Source organism: Arthrobacter sp. P1_D12 (genome assembly GCF_056406175.1).
The window spans coordinates 31,898-51,858 of sequence record NZ_JBFUAR010000022.1 but is presented as its reverse complement, the minus strand read 5'-3'; the positions used below and the strand labels follow the sequence as shown (position 1 = coordinate 51,858).

Sequence of the window (19,961 nt, the reverse complement as noted above, 5' to 3'; positions counted from 1 at the left end):
GCCCATCGCCCAGGTTGAATCGACCGTCTTTTGGGGCCGGCCAGCTCTTTTCGCCGCATGGAACCGAAGGGACGGCGCTGCGGAAGAGGATGGGGACTCCTGAACCTCGAGAGTTTGCCCGACCCGGATCTCAGCCTTGCGCGTCTCCGGGGAACTCGGGCCGTCTCGAGCGTTCATGGGGGTCATGGCCGGCGGGCGGCCGCCGAGTCTGCCTTGGCTTTCGCGGTCGCTTGGCCGGCCTTCGTGCCTTCGTGCAACCGCGGTCGTTCGTACGCTGCACGAGACGCGAACATGTCGAAATTTAGCTTCCGGTGCGATCTTGTTGTGTCCGGCCAGGGTTCGGTAGGTGACCGGAAACCTATCTCTCGACGTCCAAGAACCCAGACCCTTCGACTCCGGACCAAGTGGCCGCCCGCTAGCCGCCGGCGCTGCACGGGGCAATGGATCGAGGCGCAGGTTCGGCCGCGGCCAGATCCTTTATCTTGGCTATGCGGGCTTTGGTATCCGGGTCCGCCTCGAGTTTCGTGTAGACACGGGCACCGGCAGCTTTGAAGGCGACAACCTCGGCCACCGTCGCTACGACCACAGTTCCTCCGTCTTTGCAGAATTTCGCCGCATCGTCCGCCGTCTCGGTCATTGTTTCCACGGCCCACGTGCGGGTGGCTGCCGCCGCGTCTTTCAGGGCCTGCCGCTGATCCTCGCTCAAGGCTTGAAAAGACTTCGTGTTGATGACAAGGGAGTTTAACTTGGAGTAGAGGATCATGTTGCCGGTCGCGGTCGTGGCCTTCGGGAGCGACCCGGCCAACGCGAACGACGATTCCGCCGCCACCACCGTTCCCGCGGCCATACCGTCATAGAACTGTTCGCCCACAAGATCGTCCGGAGTGGCACCCATCGACTTCAGCAGATCGTAAGTCGTGTCGGACCGGGGAGCCCGTACGGTTTTCCCGGCAAGATCAGCCGGCGTCAGTATCGGTTCGAAGAAGGAGAAGAGCATTCGCGTGCCTTCTGGGAACAGGGCAAGACCGGACACACCGACCTTGTCCAGCCCTGCAAGCATTTCGTCCGCGACTGCCGGGGCGGAGACCTTCGCCATCAGGGCATTGGATGTCACGAGGAATGGCGCGTGAAGTGCCGAAAAGGAACTCACCCCTTCGGTGTCCCAGGCCCGGGCAGGGACGAGTCCCATATCGAAATCACCGGTAACCACTGCGCGTGCCACTGCTTGATCCGGGTCGTCCTTGTCCTCACCCACGGCTTTCCACACCGGTTCGATCAGGACCTTGCCCCCGGAGTGTTCCTTCACGTTGCGGGCGAATTCCTCAATTTGGGCGGCCGCCGGGCGGCCGGGCTCATCATCGGTGGCTATCCGCAGGGTCTTGCTCTGTTCTGCCGCCGGCGGCGGGCTGGCCGTCGTCGAGCTGCATCCCGCGGTGGTCAGAAGTGCTGCTAATCCGAACCCTACAGAAGTCATGAAGTTGAACGGATTTTTCATAACCACCCGCCTTCCGGACGATGAACCAGCGATGCAGACTTTGGGACGGGAGACTGGTGACGCAGCACAGCAGGAAACGTGCGTCTCCGCAAGCTACGCCCAACGCCGCAGCGAAGCAATAGGGGACGGCAACGCCGGACCGCCGTCCTGTTGCGCAGCGAATCTTCCGCTGTGCTGGCCCAACCGAGGACAGTTCGGGGCCCGTTTAACGGTGTGGACTATCTACACATCACGTACGGCCCCACATCCCAGCATGCTGAGGACCTACAGCCAAGGCGCCTGACCCCGCCACCCACAGTGGCTGGCGGAGACGGCAAATCCGTGGGTTAGGTGATCTCCTCGCATGGTGGTGCCGGCTGAGCGGTTACTACTTGGGTATTCGGATCGTACTCTAGGGCCGGCCTTCCGGCCACGATCACTGTAGCGCGCTCCCACGGCCGGTCTTCAAGTAGGAAGGGAATTTCTTGTTCTTCCCACTCCCTGTGCAGGTCTTCTTCTTCGTGGCCATCTCGTTCCAGGAGGCGACGGCGGGCTTCAAAGTTGTCGCACTGCACCCAGATTGAAGCGTCGACTATGTCGGAGAGAGCATGGCGTGATGATCCGCTCCCTTCCACCCACACCACAGAACGCCCGGCGGGTAGAGCTATGGCACCTGGACGTTCTCGGGCCACCCACCCCGGCGGACGGTAATGGACTGCCTCGCCTTGGAGCAGGGGTTCGAGGACACCGTCACGGAGTTCATCGGCCCAGTCAAAAAACGAGAGATGCCACGCTACATCGTCCGTGTGAACGACATCTGAGTCCGGCACCCAAGCTAACAGTCGATCGACCAGGGTGGTCTTGCCTGCCCCGCTCCTTCCATCTACCGCTACAATCCAGGGGCGGTTCAGACGTTGTCCTGCCGCGGGCAGTAACCGCCGCACGAAGCCTTCCAGTGACTCGGCTTGCCAGGGTCCCCCATCGGGTTCGCCGACTTCCGGTTTCATATCCATGGTTACCTCGACTTCGAATATCGGTCCGCCCAAAGCTGCCTTGTATGGAGTCTCGAGAGTTGCTCTGTTTAGCGCAAGCTCTTTTCGTGGCCGAGGATGGCTGGTGTGCTAATCTACGCGGGGCTGCCGTGTTGCGCAGTTCCGGGCCGGTGTGGCAATGGACGAGGCGGATGCTGCCAGCGGTGCTGTCATCAACAGTACGGAGGCGCTGATGAATGCGAAGATTGCCTTTTTCATGTTTGATCCTTCGTTCAACCGGCGGTAGGAGATACCGCTGAAGGATGCGTTTCCGGCGCCCTCGCCCTCACCCAGAAAGAGCGGGGTCGGGCTTCCGCAGCATCCGGACCGGGTTCCGCGATTGTGGAACGTGACTTTCATTGGCGGCACGTCATCCGGATCTGATGGACGTGGCCGGTTGCCGTGAACTTTCGGGACAATGCCCTGACTGCGGCGTGGCGATATGCCGCCAAGTGACCGGGTCTGCCGGCACAGCGGTCTGAGCCCAACCGAGCGAACCTGCCAGCCCCAGAGTGGGGACTACCTGTCTTAAGAGTGCTGGCTACCTGCTCGGGCGTATCCCCATTGTCCCGTCGCAGAGGTGGCGTCCAGACTTACGGAATTGGTTAAAGAAGTTTCGTCCAGAGAACGAGTCCGAGGAGCCTGAGGCGGATTGACGCTCGGCGAAAGTGCGATTGACCCCGTGTCCCCCAAGATCGCCGAGATCCGCATCGAATCCGCCGGCACAAAGCCAGTATGGACGACATCCCAGCAGTCAGTGTGGTCGCACCAGTGGCCCGTCGGGTCGTCCCGGGAAGACCGCCGAAGGACCAAAAGGCAGCAGGCTGAGGCATGGATCGGCCGACATGACGACACGCGCGGCGCAAGTTCCTCTCATTGTCGATAGCCGGTGCCACCATCGAGATATGAGCACTCCAACAGTGGAAGCAGCGATCAATGAGCTCATGGATTGGGAGTGGCACGCAGTCGAGGAGTTACTCGCGAAGCGCGGCCTCCTGGGCGACGGACTCCTAGTTGAGGACTACACCGGACTGATGTCATGGCTCGAATCAGTGACCCGGTACACCGTCGTGCATTTCGCGTCAGTGGCCGTCCTATTCGTGAACTCCTTCCCGGTCGATGCCATCTCCTTCCACCGCGACCTTCTTGGCTCCGACGATCCGAAGTCGTTCTTCACCCTCATGCCGCGGACGTAGAGGCTCAGCGGCACGCGGACAGGCGCGTCGACTGGCACCTTCGGCCGGTCATGCCTTACAAATGATGGCTATGACGACCACGACCGAAGCGCCGGCCTTTCACGGCTCTTCAAGGTTCATGGGGAAATTGATTCCCGGATGAGTGTCATGCCGCCGTCCGGACGGCACTTCTCATGAGAATAATCGATTTGTAGTTCCCTGCGTTGCGGTAGCCGCGAGCAGTGCGTTTGATGTGCTTGATTCCGGTGTTGTTAGATTCGACCTTGCCGGTGGTGGCGCCGGTGACGATGAGGACTTCGATCTCCTTCCACCACCGGCAGACCGTGCGATAGAGCTTGTTCGTCTCCGGCCGCCCCGCGGCCTCAACGAGGGCCTTGAGTTCCTCTTTCGCCGAGGCGGCGTCGGCCAGGGAGTTGGTGCGCAGCAGGGTCCGCAGCTGTTCCTTGCTGGTCAGATTCGAGCTTCTGCCGGGCGGGATCTCAATCACATGCGCCAGTAGCCAGCCCGCGTATGGCAACGGCGTTATGAAGCTTTGATAATGACATCGTCGACATAGCTGTCGCCCACCTGCCGGGGGTGCTCCGCCCCCAGCTGCACCCGGGTCAGCGTCGTGAAGCCTGTGCCCACCTGGTGGCTGGAGTAGAGGAGGCTGGCGTCGAACCAGACCTGAACGGTGGAGGCGGCACCGTTGGCCACCACGCGCATCACCACCTTGTGCCAGGAGCCGAGCTGTACCGCCAGTCCAAGGTTGGTGTATCCGTAAATGCCCGAAGGGGACGCTACTCGCAGCCACAGCTGGCCGTTGCCGTTGTCGCGGAAAACATCGGCCACACGGGTGCCACCATTGAAGAACCGGAAATACGGGACGTTGTTTCCTACGTTGCCCGCCGTCGTGATATTGAACCAGCCGTCGGCGTAGGCGCCCGAGGAGCCCGCCGGCAGGGTTGCTGACATCTTGGCCACCGAGCCTGAGTCATCCGTGACGTGCAGGAAGGCCGCGCAGCCCCCTGAATGGTGCTGGTCGGAGGTGACAGAGGCCGTCCCGGTCCCCGACGTGCTGGCAATAAACCCCTCCAGCGTTCGGGATTCGAAACTGGTTGCCACCACGGGTACGCCCGGGTACTGGCTGGAAGGTGACGGCGTGCCGGGCTGGCAGACCGGGGCCGGGGCCTTCTTGTTGTTCTTGTTTTTGTTCTTGTTGTTCTTGTTTTTGTTCTTGTTGTCGTTGTTGTTGTTTTTGTTCTTGTTGCTGTTATTGCTGTTGTTGCTGTTATTGCTGTTATTGCTGTTATTGCTCACTGTGGTGGCTGTTGCGGCCATCGGGGCGGCGAACATCAGTGCGATTGCTGTGGCGAACGCGAGCAGGGTTTTTTTCATGGTCTCTCCCCGGAAAATGTGTCACCGGTGTTTATTGGGGCTGTGAAGCCAGGCGCGGTGAGACCGGATCCTTCAGGCGCCGGATCTTTCCGGCGCCTGCATCATAGAACACGGTTGCTCTCTCTGTCACGAGTAGCGGGTACTCGCTCTAGAAAACCCATCGATGCTCACATTGGCCCCGGCAGTGAAACCGGAAAACTTGGAAGTCTCCAGAGTCTATGCCCGGCTGGCCCTTTTCCGGAACCTGGGAGCTATCGCCGATCCGGTTGCCGCGGGTGTATTCATCGCGGCCGGTTCGGTCCAGCGGGCTCTTGTCGCGGACGCCGTTTCCTCTGTCGCTTTGGCGGCGGTAATCCACCTGGCCCGGTTGCGTGCCATCCCGGAAGAGCTAGCTGCCCAGGGGCCGGTGACGGCTTCCCGCGGCGGCCGGTCAGGGGTGCGCAGGCTTCTGCAGTCTGGGGGTGGAGTCGGAGCCTCTGTGTGGATGCTTGCGATGGCCATCTTGTTCACCGCGGCGTTGCCAGTGGCACAAGCTCATTTCTTACTCAAGGACCTCTCCATGAGCCCGGCCCTCTAGGGTGCGGTCCTGGCAACCTATGCCGCCGGGCGGCTGGCCGCATCGATTCTTTCGTCCTTGGCTGCGCTCCCCGGACTAGCTGATACTCAGCTCGCGGGCGCGTGCCTTCTTTATGGGAGCAGCTCTCGCGTCGGCGGCACTTATCCCCGTAGTTCCAGTCGTCTTCGGCCTGTTCTTCCTCGCCGGCGCGGCCAATACACTGCAAGTACTCTCGATCAGGACCATCGTCCACGACCCACAGGCCAGCCTTGCAGCGGACGACGACACTCTGACGTCGGGCGATCATAGATGTTCCTTGAATCTCTCCCAGGCCGACTGACGAGTGATATCCAGGGCCGCTCCAATTTGGGACCAAGTGATCTTTCGTTCTCGGGCAGCGCGGACCCAGATGCGAAGCTGCTCTTCGACCTTGAGGCTTACCCGGGAAATTTCGGGCAGATGCTGCAGTATTTCCGCGTCTGACATTTGGTCCCAGACCGGCCCCATCGACTTGGACGGCCCCTCGGCGCTGGTGTCGTGCAGGATCTTCCCTGCCTCGGCAACGCACAGTTCGCAAATGGTGACTCCAGGCCCGGCTATGAGCCGGGTTCCGGAAGGCGGCGTCAACCCGCAGAAGGTGCAGAAATCGCGAGGGCAGATATTAGGCATAGATACGTTCTCCAGACAGGCGAGTTCCTACCATGAATGTCAGGTTAAGCCTGACTATAGTCAGGTATGACCTTACGACTCATGGCTTTCATCAAGAATACGGGCACCCGAAGAGGCGTCGGACGAGCGGGTTGGATTCGTCATGCCTGAGGCTTTCCGAAAGCTGTTCACAGCAAGCATTGGGGACGGAATCGGCGACGATGTGCTCCGGTCGATGTTGCCGGTTATCGCTGTTGCCGTCCTTGGCGCAGGGGCGTTCCAGACGAGTGTTCTGAACGCGCTGGGCATGGCGGCATTCTTGCTGCTCGGAGTGCCGGCCGGTGTTCTCGTGGACAGGTGGTCCAAGAAATCCACGTTGGTTCTGGCCAACGTTGTCCGTGCCGCCGCAGTTGCCTCGGTGCCGATTGCTTATGTCCTTGGAGCGCTCAGCATCTGGCACCTCTTTGCAGTCGCTGCCGTCGTCAGCGTGGCTGACGTCGTTTTCACGACGGCACAGTCCGCCATGATGCCGCTGCTGCTGAGGGGAAGCGAGCTGGGTGACGGCTACGCAAAAATGCAGTCCGTGCAGAGCGGCCTGGCCATAGCCACACCGGGGATTGTGGGTCCGATTGTCAAAGTAGTGTCCGCTCCGGCCATGCTCCTCATTGCCGGCGCAGCCTACTTGTTCTCAGCGGTCATGACCGGCAGACTCCCACAAGATCGCCCCTCCCGAGCAAAGACCCCGGACAAGTTCTGGTCCGAAGCACGCGATGGCCTCGGCTACACCTTGAGCCATCCCTTGATTCGCTCCTTGATGATCTCCGTTGCCCTGGTCAATGCCGCAAGCATGTTCGGCGCCGCCGCCAAAGTCATTTTCGCCCTGCAAATCCTGAACATCCCCATGGATCAATTCGTAATCCTGGGCGCACTGTCAGCAGCAGGGGGGCTGCTCGCTTCCATGACAGCCACTCCCATCACACGACGTCTCGGCGTCGGGAAAACCAAGATCGCCGCGAGCCTGGCCAGCGCCGGATTCGTCATCATCGTCCCTGTCGCACCTTTTCTGGGACTGGCTCCGGTCGTGTGGGTTGGTATCTCGGGATTTGGCTGGTCCTTCTTCGTCATTCTGTCCGGCCTGGCGGGGGCCGGCATCATTCCCCGGCTCGTTCCGCACCATCTCATGGGGCGAGTCATGTCCACCTACCGGCTCTTCACCCTTGGGATCATGCCCGTGGCCAGTATCGGCGGCGGAGTCCTGGCACTGGCAACCGGCGTCATTCCCATGCTCTGGCTCTGGGCGCTGGTTGCCGCCGCATCCGCCATCCCCATCCTTCTCTCACCAATTCGGTCCTGGACGGAATTTCCCGAGGCACTCGACGTCCACTCACAAGACAATCCGGAAGTCGTACCGGCTGCGGCACCGTAGTCCCACACCCGAACAAAACCCAAGGGCGCGCACGGTCAGCGCTGCTCGTTTTCGACGGTCATCATCTTCGTAAGGTGGGGCCAGCTTCAACCGTCCTTACGGGGCCAGAAATACTTGACACGATCACCGATCCGCTTGGCTGCGTCCGTCGGCCATAAAGCGCTGCGGAAACCACGCCTTTTACCGCTGCGATCCACATGGTCTTTTTCCGGCTTCCGCAACACGATTGGGCGAGGGTCTAAACACGATGCAACGTCGAGCTGCCGCACCGTCCCGTTAGTGGGATCGCCTGAGTGTCCGGAGGGTTAGGCGCCTTTTCCTCACAAGTCGTCAGGGGCTGGTGTAAACGTTGTTCATTGCCGGACGACCTTGATGTCGGGGTGGTTCTTCTCGACCCAGTCGGCCATCCGGTTGCCCCGCAGCGTTATGAACTTCAGCGAGGCCTCCCGAACCTTGACGTATTCGTCCTTCGTGGTCGGGACGCCGGGGCGCTTGAAGTTCTCGTCCTCCTCTAGGAAGAAGTCGATCTTTCCCTCCGGCGTCACGAGGTCCTGGAGGTGGAAGAACTCCACGAACTGCGTGAATGTGCAGAAGACTTTGAAGAAGTCCGCGTAGTTAGTGGTGACATCGGCGAGGGGACTGCCTGGCTCCTCGGCGTAGTGGCGCCGGATGCATTCCAGGGTCAGGTCCATCCGGTCCGCGATCCGTAGTCGCATTCCTCTGGCGGTGTTTAGGGTGGGCTGGTGTATTTTCCTGACGGGCCAGATCATGGCACTGCCGATCGTGTACGGCGGGTTGAAATAGCGGCGCTTCTGCTCCTCGCTCAACTCGGCCTTAGCCTCGACCAAGTTCCTCGGCTTCCCCCACTTGGTGTAGGAGTTCGTGATGGCGTCACTGCCGAACGTGAACCTTTTGTACGGGGTCTGCTCGAACATTAGGTAGTTTTTACGACGCTCCTTTGGCTCTGCCGGGACCTGCACTTTGAACAGTTCCCCGTCGCATAGCTCCTTGGTCCAGAGCAGCTGATGGTCAGCCTTGAGCACCGGACTATGGGAGTCCGGGTCCTTTCCTGGAGGGGTGTCGACCTTGTAGTTGAAGTTGATGTCGAAGACGCGCATGGAAGGGAGTATATGTGCGAGCCTATTTCGAACCGCGGAACCTACAGCTGAAACAACCGCAGTCGTCGCAGGCACTTGCTACTTCAGCACACGTCGCTGGCCGAACCGGACCGCCAGGCTCCGGACAACATCCACGCCTACGTCATTGATGGCGGCATCACACGTACACGGGTGTGTACAGTGTGCACGCCACCTTTGGCCGGACAAAGAGGCATCACCCGGTCCCCGCGCCGGCCGGGAGCGGGGCGATCCCCCCCGGAAACATCCGCAATCCAACAGATACCATTTGGCAGCACCGAGAGCGCTTCGATCGTCCGTTCCWACATTTCCCCCGGAGCCAGRGGTCGKTTCACGCCCTTCTACGGYCTCGCCCCTGGAAAAACGGGTGCGGAGTCCTAACCGGACGGCGCTGACTGCCACATTTTGCGGAGGACGGCGGGACCTCCCGCCGTCCTCCGTTGTGCTCTTGCGGCCGGAATCTCACACCTTCCACTCCTCGTCGACAGCAGCAAATCACGAAAAGGCTCGGCGTCACCGCCACTCCCCTGGATCAGGCGCTCAGCGAAACACTTCTCATCTATAGCAACCCGCAAGGCGCCCCAGCATTGTTATGACCATGAACCAGCCGATGCCTCGCCAGCCGTCAAAGCACAGCAGTTCCGCGACCCTCTCGCATCACCAGTMGAACCTCAGATGTTGACGGCAGCAGTTGCAGCGGCGCTCGGCAATCTTTCGGTAGCCGTGCTACCAGAAACCACGCGTAGATTCTTCGGGGATTGGTCTCCTACGGGGAGGACTGGCGCCCCCCAGCCTTCTGTTGTGTCAGCTGACCTGCTGGAGCCAGGTCAGCACTGAGATGTTTCGGCCGCCGGGGTATGGACGAACTGAAGGGATTGAGCCCGGTGCAATACGGGGCGCAATCCCTTCAGTTCCGGCTCCTTGGGGAGCCCGTCAGGCGGCGGGTTGGGTCACTTCTTTTCAGCCAGGAACATTGCCTTTTCAAGCGGTGTCACGGTGAGTGATTTGAGCTGGGCGGTACCGCCTTCTGCGAAGAGGGCCATCTTGTCGGCTCCGGCGTTGGGGAATACCTGGTCGGTGATGGTCCGCAGACCATCCTGGGCGAACACTTCAACTGAGGAGCGGTCGAGGAAGACCCGAAGGGTGACGTAGCCCTTCTTGTCCAGGGTGACGGGGGTGTCCTCGATGGAAGCGAAGGCCGGGTGGAACGCGGTGTTGCCGGAGTTAGTGCGGTCAACGAAGAGCTTCCCGGTCGTGGCGTCGTAGCCGATGACGGTGGACGCGGCTCCATCGCCCAGCACGGTGATGCCGGATTTCTTGGCCGTGCCCGGCGCGAAGGTGATGTCGACTCGTTGGACCTGACCGGAGGCGGCCGCGGGCAGCGGGGTTGTTCCCTCCTCGATCGGGATGCCCTTCGTCGTTGAGTAGCTTGGCTCTTGGGCCAGCTTGTCGACCTGCTTGACGGCGCTTTGGGTGAGCCGGGGCCCTTCCGGGGTCTGGGTCAATTTCACTTCGCGCGGCAGGGCCATGGCGCTGCGCCACGGGTTGGTGGGGATGTTGTTGGCGTAGTCCCAGTTGTTCATCCAGCCCAGCATGACCCGTTTGTTTTCGGGCATGTTGGCGAAGGACACGGAGGCGTAGTAGTCGCGTCCGTAGTCCAGCCAGTCATAGGTCTCCAGGGCCGACTGTGCCGGTTTCGAGGAGAGCATGAAGTCGTCCGCGAGAATGTGGCCCCAACCGAATCGGTTATTGTCGACCACTTTGATATGTGCTTGTTGGCCAACGAATTCTTTGACATTCCATGATGCCCAGTCAAGCTTTTCACTGTCGTTTCCGGTGGCCGTGCGGACCACTTGTCCGTTGACCACGAGGTTTACCGATTCCTCGTCAGACCGGGGAACGGCCGGGCCGTCAGTCAGCATGACGTGGTCAAGGGTCAGGTGTCCCCACCCGCCGGTGGCCTGGTCAACTACACGCAACTGTGCATTCTGTCCCGCGAACTCGGCGACATCCCAGCCTTTCCAGTTCAGGATTCCGGAATTGTCTCCTGCGAGGGAGCGGACCACCTTGCCGTTGACGAGCAACTGGGCGGCCAGGATCTGTCCGGAGTCCGCGGAGCGGTTGCCGCCGCCGACCAGCATGCTCATGAAATTCTTGGTGATGGGGAATTCCGGTGATGTCAGGGTGCCCTGCCGGTCATCGCCCGGTGCGGTGCCGGTCTCGAAGGTGTTGATCCGTTTGGCCCCGAGGTAGAAGTCCCCGCCGCTGGTGGAGGGCTGGAAGTTGGGGGTGAGGTCGCCGGTCCCGGTCCAGCCGGTGTCGGCCAGCGATGTCCCGGCGGGAACCTCGAAGCCGTCAAACTTGAGCTCCCCTTCGGGCGGGGTGTTGTCCAGCTTGTCGGAGACGCGGGGGTGCTTGCCACCGCCCACGAGGAAGTTCAGGTAGTCGTCGGTCACGGTGAAGTTAGGTGACTGCATGGACCCGAGCGGCCAGTCGCCGTCGTTGAAGGAGTTGATCAGGCCACTGCCGTCAAAGCCGGTCACGGGGCTCTGGCCGGGAAGGACTCCGTTTGCCGGAGTGCTGCCGAATGGGCCGTTCTTCCAGTTTCCTGGCTCGTTGTTGACGGTCCAGCCGTTGTAAGTTCCGTCGTTGAATCCGGCCAGGACCGTCCCGGGAGGGGGCGTGGCCACGGGTTTGGTGGTTTCGGAGGTGAAGGTGGTGCCGTCGAAGTTGCCCACGAAGTACTGGCCAGCGGAGCCGCCGGCCACGCCTCCGGGGTTGATGTTGACGACCATGACCCATTTAACGTTCTTCGGGTCGCCGTCCACGGCGAGGGGAAACAGGTCGGGGCATTCCCACTGCCCGCCGGTGGCATTGGCTGGTCCGAATTCACTCAGTGGGGTCCAGTCCTTGAGGTTGGCGGACTTGTACAGGACGACCTTGTGATCCGTGGCTTCGACGGCGGTCATGAGCCAGTAGCCTCCGCCGCCGGGTTTGTTGTACCAGGAGACCTTCGGGTCACGGAAGTTGGCGGAGTTTCGGTTCAGTACAGGATTGCCGGAGTACTTGGTCCAGGTCTGGCCGTCATCGAGGCTGTAGGCCAGGGACTGCGCCTGCAGGCCGCGGTGGGGCGAGGCGTCCTTGTAGGCGCTGGTGAAGATCGCGATCAGCGGTGGGTTCTCTTTCGTACCGAAACCGGTCGTGTTGTCCTTGTCCACGACGACGCTGCCGGAAAAGATGTCCTGCTCTGCATCGGTGGAGATCGCCAGCGGCTGCTCCTGCCAGTGAACAAGGTCCTTCGACGCGGCGTGGCCCCAGGACATGTTCCCCCAGGTGTTACCGGAGGGGTTGTGCTGGTAGTACATGTGGTAGACGCCCTTGTAGAAGACGAGCCCGTTGGGGTCGTTCATCCAGTTCTTTGCCGGCGTGTAGTGAATGGCCGGCCGGTAGGGTTCGTCCCCGGGGCCCGTCGCGGCCGACGCCGGCAGGGAACCTGCCAGTGCCGCGGCCAGCGTCAGTCCCGCGAGCGTCAGTGCAGAAACGGCATGCGTCCTGCGGGTGGTCGTGTTCTTCATTCGTTTGATTCGCCCTTCGTTGCGCGCGTCGTCGGTAGACAACGTTGTCAGTGCGAAGGACACTAAGTGATGTCCGTCAGACAAGTCAACGGTTTTGGCGGCGCGGGAATGAGGCCGCCCGCCGCGCGGCTGAGCCGGGCGAGGCGATGGGCGGGCAGCAGAAAATTCCCTCCCAGCGGTAGGGCTGGAAGGGTTATTTCCGGCAGGCGGCTCCGTTCAGCCGTCTCCGTGGGTCCTGGACGCAGCAGCTCCCGCCGACCGTGGATCGGCTGGATTTGGCTGAGGGCTATTCCAGCGGCAGAAGCCAGGTCAGTTCCGAGGCGTCGCCTTCGATATGGCGGGCCAGTTCCTCGTTGAATCTGGCGCCGTAGTCGGCGCCGATGTGTTCCTGGAACGCGGCTTCATCGCGGTAGACCTCGAAGACAAAGTACTCCCGGGGGTTCTCTTCCCGGGTGCAGGGAAGGAACAGCTCGTTGCCCGGTTCACGGCGCACATGCCGGGTCAGTTCGAGCATCATTTCAGCAACGCGGGCTTCGCTGCCGGGCTTGACGGTGAACTCGGCATACAGGGTCTTGGTCATCATGATCCCTTTCAGGTCGATGGGTTCGAAATATAGTTCAGGAGGCCACCCCTGTCAGGCCGGAGGGCGGAGTTCCCCGGAGCCTCGTTGTATGAGCTCAGACGGGACAACATAGGTATGCGGGGGCTGCTGGTCGCCATCGATCCTGGCCAGGAGCCGCTCTGCTGCCAGCTTCCCGATTCGCTCGGGGTGCTGGGCAATGACTGTCACGCCGGGATCCATCATGTCGGCAAGCGTGAAGTCATCGAATCCGATTAAGGCCACGCGTTTGCTCAGCCCGAGCTCTCTCAGAGCGCGCATGGCGCCGAAAGTGATGAGGTTCTGGCTGGAGAAAATCGCCGTCGGTGGTTCGGCAGCGGTGAGAAGTTCCAACACGGCCAATCTGGCCGATTCCTCATCGTGCAGGTTTTCACGAACGGGAATCGTGGAAGTGGGAATTCCCTGCCGGCCGATCTCCTCAATGAACCCCCGCCGGCGTTCCCGGGCGGTCTGGATGTCGGTGCGGTCCCCCAGATAGGCGAGCCTGGCGTGGCCGCGGCTGATCAGGTGAGCAGCTGCCCTCGCGGAGCCTGCGGCGTTGTCGGTCACGACGGCATCTGCTTCCACTCCTACCGGTTCACGGTCAATGAAGATCAAAGGCAGGTCACGGGAATGCTCCGGGATCACATACGCCTGGCTCCTGGCGATGGGCGTGAGGATGAGCCCGTCGACACGCCGCCCAAGAAATGCCGCCACGATGTCCTGCTCCCGCTGGGGGTCATCATCCAGGCTCGCCGCAAAGACCGCGATTCCCCTGGCCCCAAGAGCATCTTCTATGGCCCGGTTGATCTCGCCGCTGAACGGGTTGGAAACACTCGGCAGCAACAGCCCGACCGAGAGCGTCCTTCTGCCCGCGCGGCGCAGGCTGCCGGCGGCCATGTCCAGCTGGTAGTTAAGTTGCCGTGAAGCGCTGAGCACCTTTTCCCGGGTGGCGTCCGACACGCCAGGTTCGTCGTTGATCACGCGGGAGACGGTCTTTATTCCGACGCCGGCAAGGGCAGCCACGTGGCGCATTGTCGGACGACTGGCGGAAAGGGTCGGCTGGCTACGATCGGACATCGTTGTCAAATATATCGCTCCTTCTAAGTTGCATCTATTGACTCTCTAGTGTGATGCTGATTACATCGTACATGACATCGTTGTCGAGGCCAGTGAGGGCCTCAAACATCAGGAGATTCAATGTTGAGTTCCAAAGCACCCCGTTCAACGGCCACCCGCCTCTTCGCTGCAGGAGCAGTCCTGACTCTGGGAGCGCTCAGTCTTTCAGCATGTGGTGGAAGTTCCCCGTCCGCCTCATCAACGGGAGCCGCGTCCGGTGAAAAGGTCGGCGTCTCGCTGATCGTTAAGACCACGACCAACCCGTTCTTCGTCGCCATGGAAGACGGGGCGAAGAAGGCCGCCGCGGCCGAGGGCGTGGACCTGAAGCTGGCTGCCGGCAAGGCTGACGGCGACGAGGACACCCAGATCCAGGCCATCGAGAACGCGATCTCCAAGGGCGACAAGGGCATCCTGATCACCCCCAACGGCCCGTCTGTAGTGGATGCCCTGAAGAAGGCCAAGGATGCCGGCCTGTTCGTCATCGCCCTGGACACACCTCCGGACCCGGCCGACGCCGCCGACATCACGTTCGCGACCGACAACTTCGCCGCGGGTGAGCTGATCGGCAAGTGGACCGCAGCCCAGCTGGAGGGGAAGAAAGCGACCATTGCCCTCGTCGATCTTTTTGACGACAAGGTTGTCTCCGTGGACTACAACCGGGACCAGGGCTTCCTCACGGGACTCGGCATCGACACCGCGGACAAGAAGAAGAACGGTGACGAGGCCAAGACCGGAAAGTACACCGGCGGCAAGGGCGGCGAATACGAGATCGTCGGCAGCCAGGCCTCGCAGGGCGCCGAAGACGGCGGCCGCACCGCCATGGAAACCCTCCTGTCCAAGAACCCGAACATCAACGTCGTCTACACGATCAACGAACCCGCTGCGGCCGGCGCTTTCGAGGCCCTGAAGTCTGCCGGCAAGGAAAAGGACGTCCTGGTCGTTTCGGTGGACGGTGGATGCCCCGGCGTCAACAACGTCAAGTCCGGAGTCATCGGTGCCACGGCCCAGCAGTACCCGGTCAAGATGGCCGAACTGGGAGTGAAGGCCATCGTTGACCTCGCCAAGACCGGCCAGAAGCCGGCCAACTCACCGGGGCTTGACTTCTACAACACCGGCGTCGAGCTTGTCACGGACAAGCCGGTCGACGGCGTCAAGAGCATCACCACCACCGAGGCCTCCGACATCTGCTGGGGAAAGTAACCCACCCAGCTTCACTAAGGGGACGGGGAGGCCGGAGTCCGCTATCGGCCTCCCCGCACTTCATCTACCGAGCTAGCTCCGCCCTAGCAACCATCACCGAAGATCAGGACCAATCGTGACCCAGCAACAGACCGCCGGACCGCCCAGCGCCGGGCAGGCCGACCTGGCCGAGGAATTCCTCGACCGCCAGACACCGCTTAGCCGGATACGCAATATCCTCCACCGTTACCCCGCCGTCAGCCCCGCCCTCGTGCTTCTCATCGCGGTGGTGGTGTTCAGCCTCCTCAATGAGAGGTTCCTGCGGGTTGAAAACCTCTCCCTGATTACCCAGCAGGTCTCCGTCGTCGGCACCCTGGCCATCGCCCAGACCCTCATCATCCTTACGGCAGGCATCGACCTTTCCGTCGGGGCCGTGATGATCCTGTCGTCCATGGTCATGGCCCAGCTCGCCGTCAACAACGGAATACCCGCGCCTCTCGCCCTGCTCGCAGGCCTGGTGGTCGGACTCGCCGCCGGAGCCCTGAACGGATTCCTGGTCACCAGGTTCCGGCTCCCGCCGTTCATCGTCACCCTGGGCACGCTCAACATCTTCATCGCCCTGACACTGCTCTACTCCAACGGAGCGACAGTGCGCGGCTCGGCCATGCCGCCCCTGCTGACCTGGACAGGAACCACCTTCCCGGTGGGCCCGGTCAGGATCTCCACGGGCGTCGTCATGATGCTCCTGCTCTACATCGCGGTCGCCTTCATCCTGGGCAAGACGGCCTGGGGCCGGCACGTCTACGCCGTCGGAGATGACAAGGAAGCCGCCCGCCTGGCCGGCATCCCGGTAAACCGTGTCCTCATGAGCGTCTACCTCGCAGCCGGCGCCGTCCTGGCCGTCGGCGCCTGGATCCAGATCGGACGCACCAACGCAGCCAGCCCCAACGGCGGCGTGGACCTGAACCTGGACTCCATCACAGCCGTCGTCATCGGCGGAACCAGCCTCTTCGGCGGCCGCGGCTCCGTCTGGGGAACCCTCCTCGGCGCCCTGATCGTCGGGGTCTTCCGCAACGGCCTCTCGCTCGCCGGGCTGGACGTGCTCTACCAGACGCTCGCCGTGGGCGTCCTCATCATTGTTGCTGTGTCCGTCGATCAGTGGATCCGAAAGGTCAAGTCATGACCATGACTGAATTTGAAGCCTCCCACGTCGCCACGCGCGAGCCCATCCTGCAGGCCCGGAACCTCGTCAAGACTTTCGGCCGTGTCGTGGGACTGGACGGCGTCAGCCTGGACCTGTACCCGGGCGAAGTCCTGGCGATCATTGGCGACAACGGTGCAGGCAAATCAACCCTGATCAAGTGCCTCACCGGCGCCGAAGTTCCCGACACAGGAGAACTCTTTGTGTCGGGACAGCAGGTGCACTTCAAGCGGCCGCAGGACGCCAGGGTCCACGGCATCGAAACCGTGTACCAGAACCTGGCGGTCTCACCGGCGCTGGACGTCGCCTCCAACCTGTTCCTGGGCCGTGAGGAAAGGCGCGCGGGGCTCCTCGGAAGCGTGTTCCGGATGCTCGACACCAAAGGCATGCGCACCAAGGCCAAGGATGAGCTGACCCGGCTGGGCATCTCCACCCTGCAGGACGTGACGGTGCCGGTGGAGAACCTCTCCGGCGGCCAGCGCCAGGCTGTCGCCGTGGCCCGCGCCGCAGCGTTCGGTTCAAAGGTCGTTGTGCTGGATGAACCGACGGCGGCACTTGGCGTCCGGGAATCGAACCAGGTGCTCCAGCTGGTCCGGGACCTTCGCGACCGCGGCCTGCCGGTCATCTTGATCAGCCACAACATGCCCCACGTCTTTGACGTAGCGGATAGGATCCACATCCAGCGCCTGGGCAAGTGCGCTGCCACCATCACTCCGCAATCACACACCATGACCGACGCAGTGGCGATCATGACCGGCGCAGCCACCGCCTGAGGTCCGGCTAGTACCCGCCCGCTCTACCGGAGCCCCTTCTCCGTCCGCGGACCTCCCCCAGGTCSGGGGGCGGATCCATACCGGGAGTTCCCATCATCACCATCCCACGAGAGACAGACCATGGATTACCTCACAACAGCCCGGAACGACGCTCACCAGATGCTCGACGTCATGGTCATAGGCGAAGCGCTGATCGACGTGGTCACCACGTCGCACGACACGGTGGAACACCCCGGCGGCTCACCGGCCAACGTCGCCTACGGACTTGGCCGCCTCGCCGTCACCACAGGTCTGCTCACAGCCATCGCCTCGGACGCGCGTGGGATTTCCATCGAAAACCACCTCAGCAGCGCAGGCGTCATACTCCTGCCCGGATCAAAATCCCTCACCAAAACGGCATCGGCCACAGCAACCCTTGAACCCGACGGCTCCGCGAAGTACGACTTCGACATCTCCTGGGATCTTGCCCCGACAGCCCCCGCCTTCTTCCCAAAAATCCTGCACACCGGATCCATCGCCACTTTCCTTAATCCCGGCGCGGGCGCCGTGAAATCCCTGCTCGAACAAGCCCGCACACACTGCATGGTCACCTATGACCCCAATATCCGTCCAGCGCTGCTCGGCAGCCACAGGGAAGCTTTGGCCACCTTCGAAGAGCTCGTGCCCCTAACCGACGTCGTCAAACTCAGCGACGAAGACGCCCGCTGGCTGTACCCCCAAAAAAGCCTGGACGAAACCGCAGCACACATCCTCGGTCTGGGCGCCGGACTTACCGTCATCACCAAAGGCGCCGACGGCTCACAATTCACCACCCCCGCCGCTAACATCAGCATTCCCGCCGTGAAGTCCAAAGTTGCCGACACCATCGGCGCCGGGGACTCCTACATGTCCGCCCTGATCCTGGGCTTTCTCACCCGAGGAACCGAAGGCTTCGCCCCAGCTGTCCTGGAGCAGCTTGGACACACCGCAGCTGCAGCAGCGGCCATCACCGTGCAGCGCCCGGGAGCAAACCCCCCGACCCTGGAAGAACTCAACATCGCAATCGAAGCCCATTCCGGTGCCCAATACGGGGGTTCCTGAACCACCTAATCAAATGACGGTTGTCACACAAGACCGTTCACCAAATAAGATGGTTGCCGCCTATCTGAGGCGGCGCGCCGCGTTTCGTGATCCGTGTCCGCGAACTACGTAAAGGACACGGCGTTTGGGCTGCAGATCCAAGACCCAACGCGTCCCGGATACCGCTCCTTCAGCGCCACCCTCGCCCGCCCCCAGACCGGAAAATCCTCTACCGACGCCGGGATTCCGGATTCGCTTATGCCCCGCCGGCCAATCTGTTCCGCTTAGGCAGCTCACCGAAACGCAAAAAACGGCGGTGCTGCTGCACAGATCCCGATACATCGCTACTCAATAGGGGACATTGCCACTTAGGTTAACTGCGTATAGGCCAAGTTCGTGACGCGTCAGAAGTTTTTTGCGCCAGCAGCACCAACCGGTCGATATCCAGGTTTGTGAGTTTCTGACAGCGCCGTCACGGCGGCAATATCCTGTGGGGTCGTTCGACAGCACCCACCCACGAGCCGTGCACCAAGTTCACGCCAGATTGGCGTTCCCTCCGCAAGGCTTGCGGGCTGTTTGCTATCGGGGCCTGAAGTGCTCGCCGCGGCCGGACCCCACGTTTTGGTGACTGCGTCATAGCTTTCGCCCGAATTCGGATATGCGATCAGGGGCGTATCAGTGGCTCTGCCCAGGGCCTCCAGCGATGGGGAGACCAGCTCCAGCGGCACGCAGTTCACGCCGATAGCCGCCACGAGCGGCTCCGCCGAAAAGAGCTTTGCCGCCTGGGCCAGCGGCGTACCGTCGCTGAGGTGGCCGCCATCCCGTAACGTGAAGGAGAGCCAGGCTTCGACGTCAAACTCTTTCATGAGTGCCAGCAGGGCCTCGGCCTCCGGCAATGAAGGCAGCGTCTCACAGGCAAGAAAGTCCGCTCCGGCCGCCACCAGCGCTGCGATTCGAGGCCGGTGGAACTCCAAAAACTCGTTTTGGCTGAGGACATAGTCGCCTCGGTATTCCGATCCATCGGCAAGGTACGCGCCGTAGGGCCCGACCGATCCTGCAACCAGCAGGGGGCCCGCATCCGGTTTTTCCGCCAGGTACTCGCGGCGTGCCTCGTCGGCCAGGCGCACACTCAATGCCACCCGTTCCAAGGCCGCTTCCTCGCCGATGCCGCGGCGCGCAAATCCCAGGGGTGTGGCTTGATAGCTCGCCGTGATGGCGACAGTGGCTCCGGCGCGGAAGTAATCGTGGTGTACGCGCTTGACCAGTTCCGGTTGCTCCAGAAGGACTTTAGCCGACCACAAAGGGTCTTCCAGATCGCAGCCGTGCGCTTCAAGCTCGGTGGCGAGTGCACCGTCCACGGTCAGGTTCGCTCCGGCGTCGAGAGTGCGGGAAAGCAAGGTGTTACTGGGCATCGTTCACGGCTCCAAGCATTTCGGTTTGTTCTTTCCTGCCGGGCAGTTGCGGCGCCTCGCGGCCGGCAATGCACGGTAGCACAGCGTGCATTGCCAAAAGGCGCAGTGCAGCCCGTGGCTTGCAGATGACGGTCAGCAGCCGCTTGCTCTGACCGGTGTTCCGTGGCTCAGTCACGCCCAGAGTCTGGCGGATGTGCCGAG

General features: G+C 61.9%; 16 protein-coding genes. 7 read left to right on the top strand and 9 right to left on the bottom strand.

Annotation, left to right across the window (positions count from 1 at the left end):
- Positions 1–415 precede the first annotated feature (415 nt).
- On the bottom strand, positions 416–1,495 hold the full coding sequence (locus tag AC1DZV_RS16355) for a TRAP transporter substrate-binding protein (protein ID WP_476954121.1): 1,080 nt from the start codon (positions 1,493–1,495) through the stop codon (positions 416–418).
- A 1,915-nt stretch (positions 1,496–3,410) separates the two neighbouring features.
- On the opposite strand from AC1DZV_RS16355, the gene AC1DZV_RS16350 reads away from it, so the two are divergent.
- Positions 3,411–3,701 (top strand): hypothetical protein, encoded by a 291-nt coding sequence (locus tag AC1DZV_RS16350; protein ID WP_476954120.1) that lies wholly within the window; start codon positions 3,411–3,413, stop codon positions 3,699–3,701.
- A gap of 145 nt (positions 3,702–3,846) precedes the next feature.
- On the opposite strand, the gene AC1DZV_RS16345 is transcribed toward AC1DZV_RS16350, so the two are convergent.
- Entirely contained in the window at positions 3,847–4,188 is a 342-nt protein-coding gene (locus AC1DZV_RS16345; RefSeq protein ID WP_476954119.1) for a transposase, read from the bottom strand.
- A gap of 35 nt (positions 4,189–4,223) precedes the next feature.
- Complete coding sequence (locus AC1DZV_RS16340; protein WP_476954118.1) at positions 4,224–5,078, bottom strand: hypothetical protein; 855 nt, start codon at positions 5,076–5,078, stop codon at positions 4,224–4,226.
- Between the two features lie 199 nt (positions 5,079–5,277).
- Here AC1DZV_RS16340 and AC1DZV_RS16335 point away from each other — a divergent pair, with 199 nt between their 5' ends.
- Positions 5,278–5,655: a hypothetical protein gene (locus tag AC1DZV_RS16335; protein ID WP_476954117.1), complete on the top strand. Its 378-nt coding sequence runs from the start codon at positions 5,278–5,280 to the stop codon at positions 5,653–5,655.
- A gap of 282 nt (positions 5,656–5,937) precedes the next feature.
- On the opposite strand, the gene AC1DZV_RS16330 is transcribed toward AC1DZV_RS16335, so the two are convergent.
- Complete coding sequence (locus AC1DZV_RS16330) at positions 5,938–6,303, bottom strand: ClpX C4-type zinc finger protein (protein ID WP_476951250.1); 366 nt, start codon at positions 6,301–6,303, stop codon at positions 5,938–5,940.
- Between the two features lie 142 nt (positions 6,304–6,445).
- Between AC1DZV_RS16330 and AC1DZV_RS16325 the strand changes: the two genes are divergently transcribed.
- On the top strand, positions 6,446–7,708 hold the full coding sequence (locus tag AC1DZV_RS16325; protein ID WP_476951251.1) for an MFS transporter: 1,263 nt from the start codon (positions 6,446–6,448) through the stop codon (positions 7,706–7,708).
- Between the two features lie 353 nt (positions 7,709–8,061).
- Here the strand turns inward: AC1DZV_RS16325 and AC1DZV_RS16320 are convergent, their stop codons facing one another.
- The 4 genes from AC1DZV_RS16320 to AC1DZV_RS16305 form a co-directional block, all read right to left on the bottom strand.
- A complete protein-coding gene (locus AC1DZV_RS16320; RefSeq protein ID WP_476951252.1) occupies positions 8,062–8,826 on the bottom strand; it encodes a DUF6994 family protein in 765 nt (254 codons plus the stop codon).
- 968 nt (positions 8,827–9,794) lie between these two features.
- Positions 9,795–12,419, bottom strand: coding sequence for a GH32 C-terminal domain-containing protein (locus tag AC1DZV_RS16315; protein ID WP_476954116.1), 2,625 nt, complete (start codon positions 12,417–12,419; stop codon positions 9,795–9,797).
- Between the two features lie 286 nt (positions 12,420–12,705).
- Positions 12,706–12,999 carry a putative quinol monooxygenase gene (locus AC1DZV_RS16310; RefSeq protein ID WP_028275207.1) on the bottom strand — a complete coding sequence of 98 codons (294 nt, stop codon included), beginning with the start codon at positions 12,997–12,999 and terminating at the stop codon, positions 12,706–12,708.
- 54 nt (positions 13,000–13,053) lie between these two features.
- Positions 13,054–14,052: a LacI family DNA-binding transcriptional regulator gene (locus AC1DZV_RS16305; protein ID WP_476951254.1), complete on the bottom strand. Its 999-nt coding sequence runs from the start codon at positions 14,050–14,052 to the stop codon at positions 13,054–13,056.
- Positions 14,053–14,217: 165 nt separating this feature from the next.
- Here AC1DZV_RS16305 and AC1DZV_RS16300 point away from each other — a divergent pair, with 165 nt between their 5' ends.
- The 4 genes from AC1DZV_RS16300 to AC1DZV_RS16285 all read left to right on the top strand — a co-directional run bounded on the left by AC1DZV_RS16300 (position 14,218) and on the right by AC1DZV_RS16285 (position 18,369).
- Positions 14,218–15,336, top strand: a complete 1,119-nt coding sequence (locus AC1DZV_RS16300) for a substrate-binding domain-containing protein (RefSeq protein WP_476954115.1) — start codon at positions 14,218–14,220, stop codon at positions 15,334–15,336.
- A 115-nt stretch (positions 15,337–15,451) separates the two neighbouring features.
- On the top strand, positions 15,452–16,498 hold the full coding sequence (locus AC1DZV_RS16295; RefSeq protein ID WP_028275204.1) for an ABC transporter permease: 1,047 nt from the start codon (positions 15,452–15,454) through the stop codon (positions 16,496–16,498).
- Positions 16,495–17,289: an ATP-binding cassette domain-containing protein gene (locus AC1DZV_RS16290; protein WP_476951256.1), complete on the top strand. Its 795-nt coding sequence runs from the start codon at positions 16,495–16,497 to the stop codon at positions 17,287–17,289. The genes AC1DZV_RS16295 and AC1DZV_RS16290 overlap by 4 nt, the downstream gene beginning before the upstream one ends.
- A gap of 120 nt (positions 17,290–17,409) precedes the next feature.
- The gene (locus AC1DZV_RS16285) at positions 17,410–18,369 is read left to right on the top strand and encodes a carbohydrate kinase family protein (RefSeq protein WP_476944998.1); all 960 of its coding nucleotides are present in this window, start codon (positions 17,410–17,412) and stop codon (positions 18,367–18,369) included.
- A gap of 383 nt (positions 18,370–18,752) precedes the next feature.
- Here AC1DZV_RS16285 and mmuM read toward each other — a convergent pair whose 3' ends face one another.
- Complete coding sequence (gene mmuM, locus AC1DZV_RS16280; protein ID WP_476954114.1) at positions 18,753–19,760, bottom strand: homocysteine S-methyltransferase; 1,008 nt, start codon at positions 19,758–19,760, stop codon at positions 18,753–18,755.
- Between the last annotated feature and the right edge of the window lie 201 nt (positions 19,761–19,961).

What these genes read in the sequence shown, in the direction of transcription:
- AC1DZV_RS16355 (WP_476954121.1), bottom strand. Translation starts at nt 1,495, where the DNA reads ATGAAAAATCCGTTCAACTTCATGACTTCTGTAGGGTTCGGATTAGCA.
- AC1DZV_RS16350 (WP_476954120.1), top strand. Translation starts at nt 3,411, where the DNA reads ATGAGCACTCCAACAGTGGAAGCAGCGATCAATGAGCTCATGGATTGG.
- AC1DZV_RS16340 (WP_476954118.1), bottom strand. Translation starts at nt 5,078, where the DNA reads ATGAAAAAAACCCTGCTCGCGTTCGCCACAGCAATCGCACTGATGTTC.
- AC1DZV_RS16330 (WP_476951250.1), bottom strand. Translation starts at nt 6,303, where the DNA reads ATGCCTAATATCTGCCCTCGCGATTTCTGCACCTTCTGCGGGTTGACG.
- AC1DZV_RS16325 (WP_476951251.1), top strand. Translation starts at nt 6,446, where the DNA reads ATGCCTGAGGCTTTCCGAAAGCTGTTCACAGCAAGCATTGGGGACGGA.
- AC1DZV_RS16320 (WP_476951252.1), bottom strand. Translation starts at nt 8,826, where the DNA reads ATGCGCGTCTTCGACATCAACTTCAACTACAAGGTCGACACCCCTCCA.
- AC1DZV_RS16315 (WP_476954116.1), bottom strand. Translation starts at nt 12,419, where the DNA reads ATGAAGAACACGACCACCCGCAGGACGCATGCCGTTTCTGCACTGACG.
- AC1DZV_RS16310 (WP_028275207.1), bottom strand. Translation starts at nt 12,999, where the DNA reads ATGACCAAGACCCTGTATGCCGAGTTCACCGTCAAGCCCGGCAGCGAA.
- AC1DZV_RS16305 (WP_476951254.1), bottom strand. Translation starts at nt 14,052, where the DNA reads ATGCGCCACGTGGCTGCCCTTGCCGGCGTCGGAATAAAGACCGTCTCC.
- AC1DZV_RS16300 (WP_476954115.1), top strand. Translation starts at nt 14,218, where the DNA reads ATGTTGAGTTCCAAAGCACCCCGTTCAACGGCCACCCGCCTCTTCGCT.
- AC1DZV_RS16290 (WP_476951256.1), top strand. Translation starts at nt 16,495, where the DNA reads ATGACCATGACTGAATTTGAAGCCTCCCACGTCGCCACGCGCGAGCCC.
- AC1DZV_RS16285 (WP_476944998.1), top strand. Translation starts at nt 17,410, where the DNA reads ATGGATTACCTCACAACAGCCCGGAACGACGCTCACCAGATGCTCGAC.
- mmuM (WP_476954114.1), bottom strand. Translation starts at nt 19,760, where the DNA reads ATGCCCAGTAACACCTTGCTTTCCCGCACTCTCGACGCCGGAGCGAAC.